Origin of the sequence: Janthinobacterium sp. 67 (genome assembly GCF_002797895.1) — a bacterium.
Classification (GTDB): Bacteria; Pseudomonadota; Gammaproteobacteria; order Burkholderiales; family Burkholderiaceae_D; genus Janthinobacterium.
Genome location: NZ_PGES01000001.1, coordinates 2,864,381 through 2,877,153 on the forward strand (window position 1 = coordinate 2,864,381; position 12,773 = coordinate 2,877,153).

14 protein-coding genes and 1 tRNA gene are annotated in these 12,773 nt (G+C 60.2%); 8 read left to right on the top strand and 7 right to left on the bottom strand.

Annotation, left to right across the window (positions count from 1 at the left end; genetic code table 11):
• Window positions 1–53: 53 nt before the first annotated feature.
• Window positions 54–1,001, bottom strand: coding sequence for a 4-hydroxy-3-methylbut-2-enyl diphosphate reductase (gene ispH / locus CLU90_RS12890; RefSeq protein WP_092711203.1), 948 nt, complete (start codon window positions 999–1,001; stop codon window positions 54–56).
• Window positions 1,002–1,010: 9 nt separating this feature from the next.
• Complete coding sequence (locus CLU90_RS12895; protein ID WP_092711205.1) at window positions 1,011–1,466, bottom strand: FKBP-type peptidyl-prolyl cis-trans isomerase; 456 nt, start codon at window positions 1,464–1,466, stop codon at window positions 1,011–1,013.
• A 120-nt stretch (window positions 1,467–1,586) separates the two neighbouring features.
• On the opposite strand from CLU90_RS12895, the gene radC reads away from it, so the two are divergent.
• From radC to rpmG, 3 genes are all read left to right on the top strand, one after another.
• Complete coding sequence (radC, locus tag CLU90_RS12900) at window positions 1,587–2,261, top strand: RadC family protein (protein WP_092711207.1); 675 nt, start codon at window positions 1,587–1,589, stop codon at window positions 2,259–2,261.
• 247 nt (window positions 2,262–2,508) lie between these two features.
• Window positions 2,509–2,745, top strand: coding sequence for a 50S ribosomal protein L28 (gene rpmB, locus CLU90_RS12905; RefSeq protein WP_010400928.1), 237 nt, complete (start codon window positions 2,509–2,511; stop codon window positions 2,743–2,745).
• A 22-nt stretch (window positions 2,746–2,767) separates the two neighbouring features.
• Window positions 2,768–2,935 carry a 50S ribosomal protein L33 gene (gene rpmG / locus CLU90_RS12910; RefSeq protein ID WP_010400929.1) on the top strand — a complete coding sequence of 56 codons (168 nt, stop codon included), beginning with the start codon at window positions 2,768–2,770 and terminating at the stop codon, window positions 2,933–2,935.
• 140 nt (window positions 2,936–3,075) lie between these two features.
• Here the strand turns inward: rpmG and CLU90_RS12915 are convergent, their stop codons facing one another.
• The 5 genes from CLU90_RS12915 to CLU90_RS12935 all read right to left on the bottom strand — a co-directional run bounded on the left by CLU90_RS12915 (window position 3,076) and on the right by CLU90_RS12935 (window position 8,405).
• Window positions 3,076–4,245: a DesA family fatty acid desaturase gene (locus tag CLU90_RS12915; protein WP_442906695.1), complete on the bottom strand. Its 1,170-nt coding sequence runs from the start codon at window positions 4,243–4,245 to the stop codon at window positions 3,076–3,078.
• 172 nt (window positions 4,246–4,417) lie between these two features.
• Complete coding sequence (locus CLU90_RS12920) at window positions 4,418–5,776, bottom strand: mechanosensitive ion channel family protein (RefSeq protein WP_092711211.1); 1,359 nt, start codon at window positions 5,774–5,776, stop codon at window positions 4,418–4,420.
• 124 nt (window positions 5,777–5,900) lie between these two features.
• Complete coding sequence (locus CLU90_RS12925) at window positions 5,901–7,220, bottom strand: RsmB/NOP family class I SAM-dependent RNA methyltransferase (RefSeq protein WP_092711213.1); 1,320 nt, start codon at window positions 7,218–7,220, stop codon at window positions 5,901–5,903.
• A gap of 21 nt (window positions 7,221–7,241) precedes the next feature.
• On the bottom strand, window positions 7,242–7,850 hold the full coding sequence (purN, locus tag CLU90_RS12930) for a phosphoribosylglycinamide formyltransferase (RefSeq protein WP_092711215.1): 609 nt from the start codon (window positions 7,848–7,850) through the stop codon (window positions 7,242–7,244).
• Between the two features lie 156 nt (window positions 7,851–8,006).
• On the bottom strand, window positions 8,007–8,405 hold the full coding sequence (locus tag CLU90_RS12935) for a barstar family protein (RefSeq protein ID WP_034747450.1): 399 nt from the start codon (window positions 8,403–8,405) through the stop codon (window positions 8,007–8,009).
• A 401-nt stretch (window positions 8,406–8,806) separates the two neighbouring features.
• On the opposite strand from CLU90_RS12935, the gene CLU90_RS12940 reads away from it, so the two are divergent.
• The 5 genes from CLU90_RS12940 to CLU90_RS12960 all read left to right on the top strand — a co-directional run bounded on the left by CLU90_RS12940 (window position 8,807) and on the right by CLU90_RS12960 (window position 12,765).
• Window positions 8,807–9,319: a glycine zipper 2TM domain-containing protein gene (locus tag CLU90_RS12940; protein WP_034747447.1), complete on the top strand. Its 513-nt coding sequence runs from the start codon at window positions 8,807–8,809 to the stop codon at window positions 9,317–9,319.
• Window positions 9,320–9,533: 214 nt separating this feature from the next.
• Window positions 9,534–10,322, top strand: coding sequence for a spermidine synthase (locus CLU90_RS12945; protein ID WP_100428095.1), 789 nt, complete (start codon window positions 9,534–9,536; stop codon window positions 10,320–10,322).
• Window positions 10,323–10,369: 47 nt separating this feature from the next.
• The gene (locus CLU90_RS12950) at window positions 10,370–12,118 is read left to right on the top strand and encodes a GspE/PulE family protein (RefSeq protein WP_232731185.1); all 1,749 of its coding nucleotides are present in this window, start codon (window positions 10,370–10,372) and stop codon (window positions 12,116–12,118) included.
• A gap of 68 nt (window positions 12,119–12,186) precedes the next feature.
• Window positions 12,187–12,262, top strand: a tRNA-Lys gene (locus CLU90_RS12955).
• 104 nt (window positions 12,263–12,366) lie between these two features.
• Complete coding sequence (locus tag CLU90_RS12960; protein WP_100428096.1) at window positions 12,367–12,765, top strand: hypothetical protein; 399 nt, start codon at window positions 12,367–12,369, stop codon at window positions 12,763–12,765.
• Window positions 12,766–12,773: the final 8 nt, after the last annotated feature.

Below are 12,773 nucleotides of genomic sequence, written 5' to 3' on the forward strand. Positions count from 1 at the left end.
TTAAATTCGGTTTTGAGGCGACTATTTCATCGATAGTCAGTCGCAGAACAGACTCAGGCGACGTCGCGCTTGATGCCGTCGAGGCCTTTCGGCATCGGGAACGTGACGGCTTCCTGCACCCCGTCGAGCGGACGCACGCTCTTCACGCCGCACTCTTTCAAGCGGTCGATAACGGCCTGCACCAGCACCTCGGGCGCCGAGGCGCCAGCCGTCACACCCACGCGCAGCTTGCCTTCCAGCCAGGCCGGGTCGATCTGCGAAGCATTGTCGACCATGTAGGCAGGCGTGCCCATCTTCTCGGCCACTTCGCGCAGACGGTTCGAATTCGAGCTGTTCGGGCTGCCGACGACGATCACCACTTCCACTTGCGGCGCCATGAATTTCACGGCTTCCTGACGGTTCGTGGTGGCGTAGCAAATGTCGCCTTTTTTCGGCTCGGCGATATTCGGATATTTCGCTTTCAAGGCCGCAATAATGTCGCTGGTGTCGTCAACTGACAACGTTGTTTGCGAAACATAGGCCAGGCTGTCCGGATTGGCAACCTGCAAGTTCGCCACATCGTCGAGCGTTTCCACCAGATGCATGCCCATATCGGCCTGGCCCATCGTGCCTTCGACCTCGGGATGGCCATCGTGGCCGATCATGATGATCTCGCGGCCTTCGCGGCGCATCTTGCCCACTTCCATGTGCACCTTGGTGACGAGCGGGCAAGTCGCGTCAAAAATGCTCAGGCCGCGCGATTCCGCCTCGGCACGCACGGCTTTCGACACGCCATGGGCGGAGAACACGAGCGTATTGCCAGCAGGCACGTCATCGAGGTCGTCGATGAAGATGGCGCCCTTGTTGCGCAAGTCGGCCACCACATAGGCGTTGTGGACGATTTCATGGCGCACGTAGATCGGCGCGCCAAATTGCTGCAAGGCGCGCTCGACGATTTCGATCGCCCGGTCGACGCCAGCGCAGAAACCGCGGGGCTGGGCCAGTAACAGTTCTTTATCCATCGCTACTCCTTACAGGACCGAAATGAGCTGGACTTCAAAACGCAGCGGCTGGCCGGCCAGCGGATGGTTGAAGTCGAACAGGGCCGAATCGTCGCGCATTTCGCGCAGCACGCCGGCAAAGCGGCCGCCGCCCGGCGCGGCGAAGTCGACCAGGTCGCCGATCTTGTAGTCGGCGCCCGGCACCGAGTTCTCGTCCAGCGTCGCGCGCGAGACGGACTGCACCAGCTCGGGATTGCGCTCGCCAAAGCCTTCGCCAGCGGCCAGCTCGAAGGTCTGGTGCGTGCCTTCTGACAAGCCCAGCAGACGCTGCTCGAGGAATGGCGCCAGCTGGCCCTGACCCAGCATCAAGGTCGCGGGATTTCCGCTGAAGGTCGTGACAATATCAGTACCGTCAACAGTAGCAAGACGATAATGCAGGGTGAGGTAAGCCGCTTCGGTGACGACTGCTGGTTGCTCGTTGGACATAGTAGTTTTCAGGTAACTGGTGCAAAACGATATTGTAAGCCACACTGGCCGCGCCTGCCCCATGGCTTCGTCAAAGAAGGCCATGCTGGGGCACGCGCCGATGACAAACAGGAGAACAGCATGGGCATCAAGGACTGGCCGGTCGGCGAACGGCCGCGCGAACGCCTGATCGAGGATGGCGCGCAATCGCTGTCGGACGCGGAATTGCTGGCCGTCTTCCTGCGCACGGGCGTGCGCGGCAAGAGCGCCGTGGAACTGGCGCGCGACACGGTCGAGCACTTCGGCTCCTTGCGGGGCCTGTTTGGCGCCAGCCTCGTGAGTTTTTCCGCCGTGCATGGCATGGGCAGCGCCAAGTTTGCCCAACTGCAAGCCGTGCTGGAACTGGCGCGGCGCGCCATCATCGAGGACTTGCAGGCCGGCCAGGCCCTCAATTCGCCGCACGCCGTCAAAGACTATTTGCGCCTGACGCTGGGCAACCTGGCGCATGAAGCGTTTCACGTGTTGTTTTTGGACGTCAAGAACCGCTTGATCACCACCCAGGAAATGTTTCGCGGCACCCTCACCCACACCAGCGTGTATCCGCGCGAAGTGGTCAAGCAGGCGCTGCTGCACAACGCGGCCAGCGTCATGCTGGCGCACAACCATCCGTCCGGCACCCCCGAGCCCAGCGAATCGGATCTGTTACTGACGCGCGCGCTGATGCAAGCGTTGTCGCTGGTCGACGTGCGCATCCTCGACCATTTCATCGTGGCCGGACGGCAAGTACATTCGTTCGCGGAACATGGACAAATCTAGGCCAGAGCCCGCTACAGCGCAGTTAACCATGTGTAAACAAGGACATACGTGACAAGGGCAGCAGGCTTGCCTAGCAGTAAACAACGCTGTTTACAAGTGCTTTTCCCCATGAGGAAAGGTAAAAGCCAAATTGTTAAATTATATCAACACAACATGACACAATTGTTTTTCGCAAGTCATTGATAAATCTGCTTATTTTGGATATACTCTCGTTTTTCCAATTTGGAATATCTTTAAGGAGTGCGCCATGGCACGTGTTTGCCAAGTCACTGGGAAGAAGCCGATGGTCGGCAACAATGTTTCCCATGCAAACAACAAAACCAAACGTCGTTTTTTGCCTAACTTGCAGAATCGTCGTATTTTTGTTGAATCTGAAAACCGCTGGGTCTCCCTGCGTTTGTCCAACGCCGGTCTGCGCGTCATCGATAAAGTCGGCATCGACGCCGTATTGGTCGATATGCGCGCTCGTGGCGAAAAAGTCTAATTAGCAGAATAAGGGAGCTATCATGGCAAAATCAGGCCGCGACAAAATCAAGTTAGAATCGACCGCCGGTACGGGTCACTTCTACACGACCACCAAAAACAAGCGTACGACGCCTGCGAAAATGGAGATCATGAAATTCGATCCTAAAGCACGCAAGCACGTCACGTACAAAGAAACCAAAATCAAGTAATTGATATTGTGTTCTGTAAAAAGAGCCGCTCCGATGAGCGGTTTTTTTTCGCCCTGCTTTTTACGCCCTTCCCTTTCCCTTTTGCCTGAACGAAAAAAAAGCCCTGGAAACCAGGGCTTTCATGTGCGGCAGCAGCTTACTCAGGCATAGCTGCGCAGGCGCAAGGAAAAATCCTGCAGCGACTTGATGCCCGACGCTTCGGCACGCGCGCACCAGTCTTGCAGCTTTTGCAGCAACTGTTCACGCGTAAAGTGCGAACGCTCCCAGATGGCACCCAGTTCCACGCGCATGTGGTGCATGGTTTCCAGCGCCTTGCTGTGCTGGAACAATTCGGACAGTTGCTCGTGGTGCGCATCGGCCAGCTTGCCCGGTTCGCGCTGCATCAGCTTGCGCGACGACTTCAGGAAGCGCTTTTCCAGCTCGGCCTTGTGCTTCAGGTGTTCCAGTTCTTCTTTCCAGGCATGCTTGATCGATTTTGCATACTTGGCCATCACGTCATAGCGGTTGGCGATGACGGACTGCAAGGTCTCGAAGTCCGCTTCCAGCTTGCCATGGGAAAACTTCGGTTCCGGCGCCAGTTTTTTCACCTTGGCCAGGCCCAGCATTTCCAGCGCGCGGATATACGCCCAGCCGATATCGATTTCATACCATTTCGACGACAGCTTGGCCGACGTCGCATACGTATGGTGATTGTTGTGCAACTCTTCGCCGCCGATCAAAATGCCGAAAGGAATGATGTTGGTGGCCGCGTCGGCGCAATCGTAGTTGCGGTAGCCCCAATAGTGGCCGATGCCATTGATGATGCCGGCCGCCGTGATCGGGATCCACACCATTTGCACGGCCCACACGGAAATGCCGATCACGCCGAACAGGACGAAGTTCACGAAGAACAGGATGACCACGCCCAGCCAGCTGTATTTGGTATACAGATTGCGTTCGATCCAGTCCGTCGGCGTGCCGTGACCGTACTTGGCCATGGTTTCCATGTTCTTCGATTCAGCACGGTACAGCTCGGCGCCTTCCCAGAACACTTTCTTGATGCCGCGCGTCACGGGGCTGTGCGGATCTTCTTCCGTATCGCACTTGGCATGGTGCTTGCGGTGGATAGCCGCCCACTCCTTGGTGACCTGGCCCGTCGTCAGCCACAGCCAGAAACGGAAGAAATGGCTGGGAATCGCATGCAATTCCAGCGCGCGGTGGGCCTGGTGGCGGTGCAGGTAAATCGTGACGCTGGCGATCGTGATATGCGTGACCACCATGGTGTACAGGAAAACTTGCCATGCGGACAGATCAGTAATGCCAGTTGCCATGAACTGCAAAACGTCGTGTAAAACGGAACTCAATGTCATTACTACTACTCCAAGTGGACAGGGCGAACGCACGGTCGCTCCAGTGACTCTGGAGGTCCGGCAGAGTTAATTTTAGGCGTGATTGTACGCCCTAATGGGTGCTATCAGGCAAAATCGGAGGCAGGCAGCGAGGTTAAGGCTGGGTGCCGGATGGGGCGGACTCACCGTCTGCCGCGCTGGCGAGCGGGGCAGGAGGCGTACCAACAATACGCAATTCGCGTTGCGGAAACGGTACAGTAACCTTATGTTCCTGCAAGGTGCGCCAGATGGCGCGGTTCACGTTCGACTTCACGCCGCCCGTGCCGTTTTCCGGATCCGCGATCCAGAAGCCGATCTGCACATCGAGGCCGTCGGCGCCGAAACGCACGAGGGTAGCCGATGGCGGATTACTTTGCGACACACGCGGCACCTTGGCCGTCGCCGCTTCCAGCAAGGGGAAGATGACGTCCAGGTCCGTTTCGTAACCCACCGACACGGCCGTCGACAGCCAGACCATGCGGTTGCTCAGCGACATGTTCTGCACGCCGCCGGAAATCAGCATTTCATTGGGCACGATGGATTCGACGCCATCGCCCCCCAGTAACACAGTATAGCGCGTATTGATCTGCGTGACCTTGCCCGTGAATTGGCCCACCGTGATCATGTCGCCGATGGTCAGGCTGCGGTCGAGCAGGATGATGAAACCGGACACGAAGTTGGCGGCGATCTTTTGCAAGCCAAAGCCCAGCGCCACGCCGAAGGCGCCGCCGAACACGGACAGCACCGTCAGGTCGATGCCCACGAGCGACAGGCTGACCAGCACGGAAACGAGGATCAGCACGGCGCGGCCCATGCGCGACAGCACCACGCGCAAGGACGTGTGCAGGCCCTGCATTTTCATCAGGCGCTCGTCGAGCGACGTGCCGGCCCACATGGCCAGCACCAGCAGCACGGCCACGGAAATAGCGGCTTGCAAGATGGCAGCCACGGATACTTTGTTGCGGCCCAGCGGCACGACGATACCTTCCAGGAAGGCATGCAGGTCCGGCCACAGGCCCGTGATGTACAGGGCCATGCCGGCCCACACCACGACCGTGAAGATCTTTTCCAACAACAACATGGTGGGACTGATCTCGCCATGGCGGGCAAAAATGCGGCGCAACACGTAAAAACCGAAGCGCACGAGCGCCATCGACGTGCACAGGGGAATCGCAATGCTGAGCAGATTCACCGACTGGAACTTGGCCAGGAAATGCTGTGCAATACCCAGCAGCATGGCCGCCAGCACGGGCGTCAGGATACGGATGAAGCTGTCCGTGCGCTGCAAGGTTTCCGGCGTGGCCGGCGTGGCGGCCGCTTCCGCCCGCTTGTGCAGGAACTCGCGCAACTGCCGCACCAGCAACCAGCTCAAGGCCAGGCAAGCGACGATGACCAGCGCCTGCCACAGGATGGCAGGTTGACGGAAATCGTCGACAAAGTCGGTGATCAGGTTGAGCAGCGGGGTTTCATTCATGGCGGTCGGAATCTGGAAGATGGTGCGGGGAGATCAAGGGGCGGGGCGCCCACAGCCTGTGCCAGACAGGCTGGCGCAAGTGCATGGCCACCGCTGCGATGCTGCGGCGGTGGCGCGTGAAAACTTACTCGGCTGCTTCAGCGTCAACGTCGTCGGCCGGTTTTTCATCGGCGTAGACTTTTTTCGGCATGACCTTGCGCTCGAACACGGCGGCGAAGAAGCCGTCGGTCTGGTGCAGGTGCGGCAACAATTTCAGGTAGTCGCCCATTTCCAGGTCGATCTTCTGTTCGGCCAGCACCTTGTTCATCGGCACCAGGGTGAAGTCCGGATGGGCTGCCAGGAATTGCTCGGCGATAAAATCGTTTTCTTCGTTCAGGAAGCTGCAGGTGGCGTACACCAGGCGGCCGCCGCCCTTGACCAGGCGCGCCGCGCCGGCCAGGATGGCTGCCTGCTTGGCTTGCAGCTCGACGATCGAGTTCGGCTGCTGGCGCCATTTCACGTCCGGATTACGGCGCAGGGTGCCCAGGCCGCTGCAGGGGGCATCGACCAGCACGCGGTCGATCTTGCCGGCCAGGCGCTTGATCTTGGCATCGCGCTCATGCGCGATCTGTACCGGATGCACGTTCGACAGGCCGCTGCGGGCCATGCGTGGCTTCAGCTTGGCCAGACGCTTTTCCGACACGTCGAATGCATACAAACGGCCCGTGTTGCGCATCAGCGCGCCCAGCGCAAGGGTCTTGCCGCCTGCGCCGGCACAGAAATCGACGACCATCTCGCCGCGCTTGGCGCCGACGATCTGCGACAGGATCTGGCTGCCCTCATCTTGCACTTCGATGGCGCCGCTCTGGAACAGGGGCAGGTTTTGCAATGATGGTTTTTTGATGACGCGCAAGCCCAGCGGCGCATATGGCGTCGGCGTGCTGAGGATAGGCGCTTCGGCCAAGGCCAGCATCACGTCGTCGCGCGTGGCCTTGAGCGAGTTCACGCGCAAGTCCAGCGGCGCCGGCGCGTTCAGCGCATCGGCCAGCTTCATGGTTTCCGCTTCGCCGAACTGGGCGATCAGCTTGTCGAACAGCCAGGTCGGCATGTTGGCGCGCATGTTCGCCGGCATCAGGCTGCGGTCGATCTGCGTGATGCGTTCCAGCCATTCCACTTCTTCTTCCGTCAGGCCGCCCAGCGAATCGGCGCCCACCGCTTCGGCCAGGCCGAGGATGGTCAGGCGGCGCATGGTCGGGCCACTGCCCGCTTCGGCGAAGTCCGTGAAGAACGATTTGTTGCGCAAGACGGCATAAATGCCTTCGGCGATGGCGCCGCGTTCGCGCGAACCGAGGCGCGGATGGTCGCGGAAATAGCGCGACAGGGTGGTGTCGGCCGGGGCCGTGAAACGTAAAATTTCGCGCAATACTTCTTCAGCATTGGCAAGTATCGCTGGTGGCAATCTCATTGTTATTCTTTCTAAAATATTTTATTGAGGGTCCACGCGGACCTGGCCATGCTCGACTGACAGTTTATCGTCAATGAACAGGCGGATGGCGCGCGGGTAAAGCAGATGTTCCTGTACCAGCACGCGCGCCGATAAGCTCTCTTCTGTGTCGCCTGGCAAGACGGGGACTGTCGCACTCGCCACGGCCGGGCCATGATCGAGCTCGGCAGTCACGAAATGCACGGTCGCGCCGTGTTCCGTGACACCCGCCTCGAGCGCCTGGCGGTGTGTCGCCATGCCCGGGAACAGCGGCAGCAGCGACGGGTGGATGTTGAGCATGCGCCCGGCGTAATGCTCGACGAAGGGCGGCGTCAGGATGCGCATGAAACCGGCCAGCACGACCAGGTCGGGGGCGAAGCCGTCGATCACGGCTTGCAGCGCCGCATCGAACTGTTCTCGGCTGGCATAATCCTTGTTGGCAACGACTGCGGTCGCTATCCCATGTTCCGCGGCAAAAACCAATCCCTGGGCGTCGGCCCGGTTACTGATGACGGCGGCAATACGGGCGGGCCATTGCTCGGCTTGCGCCGCGCGCACGACCGCTTCCATGTTGCTGCCGCGTCCGGAAATGAGGATAACGATATTTTTCATAGCGCGCATTGTACCCGCTATGGCGATGCGAACCAAGAAAGGCCGACGATATTGTTGCGCCGCAACATGCTCGCGCAACAAGCGCTTCCACCGGACGAGGCTGCCTTTCAGGCCGGAAAAAGGCTGACTTTACGCTACTACAACGAGAGTAAGTATTTACTCGAAGGAATAGAAGACGCGGAACGGGACTTTCTTCTCGGCCCAGTAGTCGGCCGCGTCGCGGAACACGTCGAGCAGGATCTCGCGCGCCTCCTTGTCGAATTTTTGCGTATTTGGCAATTGCTCGAGCACGACCAGGAAACCCGTCTGCGTGCCTGCCTTGAACATGGTGTCCGTCAGGCACAGGCGCAGCGCATCGAAATTCTTCGCCAGGTTTTTCGGAAACAGGAATGCTTCTGCAATAATGCCGATGACTTGTTGTTTGGTCTGTCCAGCGTTGCAATGCGCATATAAAAAGTGCTGCCCGAGACGGATCGCCTCGTCTTGTAATTCGGTCACGCGGAAGGCACGGATGGACTGGACAAGGTTGGGCGGCACGGTTAGTAACAAACTCATTTTTCCCTCAAATCGACCTGTTATGTATGGATCTCTTCTAGCTGCTCTTCTTATTGCATCCCCGCACGCGGGTCAATGCGCACGCGGTGATTCGATCTGTATCAACTTTTATGCGATTCAGTGCGATTTTATATAAGCCATACGCGTATTAGGGTAACGTGTTGTCCTGCATGAATCAACCCGAATATGATGTCAAACGCAAGATTTGTTACAAACCGCTGGTTTCAAGTCATTTCAACATCTTGTATCGATTGAAAGTGCATGTTACAGACTGTGGGGCAAGGGGCTTGGGCTGTTACATTTTGTTGCCATGCGAAACACTTGCCCCGGCCTGGCGGGATTACTATAGTCCCAAGTTGTAAAAAATACCCTGAAAGATTCTCTAGATAACGAGGTTACAAATGAACTTGCAAGCCAAATTGATGATGTCAGCCCTTTGTATCGGTGCATTGCCACTCGCCCAGGCCGCCGACTTTGAAGATTTCGGCAAGGTCGTACGCGTCGTGCCGCAAGTGGAACAGATCAACCGTCCACGCCAGGAATGCCGTACGGAATACGTGCAAGTCCAGGCCCCGCCGCAACAGCGCAGCGCTGGCGGCTCCATCGTCGGCGGTATCGCCGGCGCCCTGCTCGGTAGCCAGGTCGGTGGCGGGAATGGCCGCACGGCCGCGGCCGCTGCGGGCGCGATTGCCGGCGCCGTCGTCGGCGACCGCGTCGACAACCAGAACAACTACCAGGGCGGCGTGCAGGAACAAGCCGTCAAGCAATGCCGCCAGGTCGACCACTGGGAATCGCGCAACAATGGCTACCAGGTCACCTACGACTACCGCGGCCGCAACTACACGAGCATCATGTCCTACGATCCGGGCGAGCGCATCCGCTTGCGCGTATCGATCGAACCCGCTCAGCAGTAACACCTGACATAAGCTGCTGCGCGTCGGCATAGGCGGCCTGCGATGCTCACCGGCTCGGCGCCCCCGTACTAAGTACGGTTGCGCTTCTCGGCCACCTCTTCCTTCCGCTCGCGACGCTTCTGTCAGGCGTTGTTACTCATTATTAAAATGCCGATCCCTAAGGGTCGGCATTTTTTATGGCACGCTATAATGCGGCACACTTTCAGGCCGCCTTATGCTTATCAAACGAAAATCCATCGAACAAGTCGAATCCTCGCGCCCGGCGCGCAAGCCCCGCTATGCCCCTGTCACCCTGTCGGAAATGGATGGCGTGCGCTATCTGCATTTCGGCACGGAATGGGTGCAGGGCGCCATGCGCATCCGCAAGCCGGACTGGCCGGAACTCGAATACGCGCAGCAGATGATGGCGTGGATGCTGTGGATCGAACAGCCGCAGCGCCTCGCCCAGCTGGGCCTGGGCACGGCCGCGCTGACCAAGTTCTGCTACCGCCAGTTTCCGCAGGCGCAGGTCGAGGCCATCGAACTGAACCCGTCCGTCATCACCATCTGCGAATCGATGTTCAAGCTGCCGCCCAACGACGAGCGCCTGCACGTGCGCGAGATGGACGCGCTCGACTACGTCAACGATGACGCCCACCACGGCACCCTGGACGCCCTGCAGGTGGACCTGTACGACGCCACGGCGCGCGGTCCCGTGCTCGACAGCGCCGACTTCTATTCCGCCTGCTGCGCCTGCCTGACGCCGCACGGCATCATGACGGTCAACCTGTTCGGCGACCATCCCAGCTACGCGAAAAACATCAAGGCGATGAAGTTTGCGTTTGAACAGGTGATCTGCCTGCCGGAAGTCCATGATGGGAACGTGGTGGCGATCGCGTTCAAGACCAAAGTGGCACTCGATACCGAAGCGCAAGCCGCCCTGCTCGAGCGCGCAAAGCAGATCGTCGCCGAGACCAAGCTGCCCGCCAAATCCTGGGTCAAGGGCATCGTCAGCACCCTGTAAGCGCCGGTTTATCCAGGCAAGGCCGGCAGCCCGGAAAGGCGCCGGCCATGCCCGCTACCCCTCCTCCTCCCCTTGTCAACACGCCTCTGCAACTGCCGCAACTGCTGGCCTGGCTGCAGGAAGACGGCTTGCTCGACGCGGCGCAAGCGGCCGCCATCGACGCCCAGGCCGCGCTGTTGCCCGCGCCGCCCTTGCATCCGCTGTGCAGCATTGCCCACGGCGCGCTGACGCTCGACACCCTGTGCGCCTGGCTGGCGCAACGCTCCAGCTTGCCCTATGTGCGCATCGATCCCCTGCACATCGATTTCAGCCAGGTGGCCGACGTCATGACGGCCAGCTATGCGGCCCGTTTCAACATCCTGCCCGTGGAAAGCACGCTTGACCGCATCGTCATCGCCACGGCCCAGCCGTATGCGCTCGCCTGGCAGGCGCAATTGGGAAACCTGGCGCCGCGCAAGCTGAGCCTCGTCATCGCCAACCCGCTGCACATCGCCGACGCCATCGCGCAATTTTTCAGCCTGGCCAGTTCCGTCAAGGTGGCCCGGCAAGCGTCCACGCAAGACCTGGCGCTGCGCCAGAATGTCGAGCAGCTGGTGGAACTGGGGCGCAACAAGACCAGCGTCGACGCCAACGACCAGCACGTCGTGCGCATCGTCGACTGGCTGTGGCAATACGCGTTTGCCCAGCGCGCTTCCGACATCCATCTGGAACCGAAGCGCGACGCGGGCCTCGTGCGCCTGCGCATCGACGGCCGCCTGCACCAGGCCTATCAATTGCCGCCCGTCGTGCTGCTGGCCATGACGGCGCGCATCAAGTTACTCGGACGCATGGACGTGGTGGAAAAGCGCCGTCCGCAAGATGGCCGCATCAAGACGCGCAATGCGCAGGGCCAGGAAGTCGAACTGCGCCTGTCGACCTTGCCCACGGCCTTCGGAGAAAAACTCGTCATGCGCATCTTCGACCCGGAAGTGGCCGTCAAGAGCCTGGCAGAACTGGGCTTTCCGCCCGCGGATGCCGAGCGCTGGCGCCAGCTGACGGCGCGCACGCACGGCATCGTGCTGGTGACGGGGCCCACCGGTTCGGGCAAGACCAGCACCCTGTACAGCACCCTGAAGGCGCTGGCCAGCAGCGAAGTCAATGTGTGCACGGTGGAAGACCCCATCGAAATGGTCGAACCGGCCTTCAACCAGATGCAGGTGCAGGCCGAACTGTCGTTTGCCGATGGCGTGCGGGCGCTGATGCGGCAAGATCCCGACATCATCATGGTGGGCGAAATCCGCGACCTGGCCACGGCCGAGATGGCCATCCAGGCCGCGCTGACGGGCCATTTGGTGCTGTCGACCCTGCACACCAATGACGCCCCGTCCGCCGTCATGCGCCTGCTGGAACTGGGCGTGCCCGCCTATCTGCTGGAAGCGTGCCTGATCGGCGTGCTGGCGCAGCGATTGCTGCGCTGCCTGTGTCCGGACTGCAAACAGCTGGACGCCGCCCCCGACGCCGCTGCCTGGCAGCGCCTGACGGGCGGCCAGCTGGAGCGGCCGGCCACCGCGTACCGCCCCGTCGGCTGCGCCCTATGCCGGCACAGCGGTTACCTGGGGCGCGCCGGCATCTATGAACTGCTGAGCGTGACGGAAACATTCGGCCAGCTGGTCAAGGCCGGCGCCGACCTGCACGCGCTGCGGCGCCAGAGCCTGCTCGACGGCATGACGCCGCTGCGCATCGCCGGCGCCCGCAAAATCATCGATGGCACGACCAGCATCGACGAAGTGCAAAAGCTCACGGCTGCCCTGCATTAACAGGCCATCACTTTCTCGCAGGAATGCTTTGCATTCTTTTTCAACTGATATATAATGCGGCCTCTTTCGGGTCGTTAGCTCAGCTGGTAGAGCAGCGGACTTTTAATCCGTTGGTCGCAGGTTCGAATCCCGCACGGCCTACCACGAATGCGCAGTACTAAAAAGCCCATCCTCACGGATGGGCTTTTTTCGTTTCCGGCCCTCGCGGTTATACTGGTTCTTCGTCTTGCCAGCCCTGAAAGAAACGCATGAAACTTGCCGCCACCCTGCTACTTGCCACCGCCTGCCTGTCCGCCCAGGCGCAGCCGCCCATCGTCCTCGATGGCCAGTACAGCGCGCGCACGGACGAGATGAGTTTGCAGATCATCGGCAACCGCGTCTGCTTCGCACCCGACAAGGCGCAGTGGGGCCGTTTACCCCGCCCTGCCGCCACGCATGATGCGTGGTTTTGTTTTTCCAACGATGGCGAGGCGCGCCGGCTGCTGCGCGTGCCCGCGCACCAGGCCGACAATTGCGGCTGGCAGGCGCGTGCCCGCATCATCATCGATACCTATCAACCGTATGTCGAGCAAGGCGACGGCAACGACATGGCGCGCCTGGCCTCGGTGGTGAAGGTGGCGCAGCCGAACGCCATCGCCTGCGAATAATCAGTTTA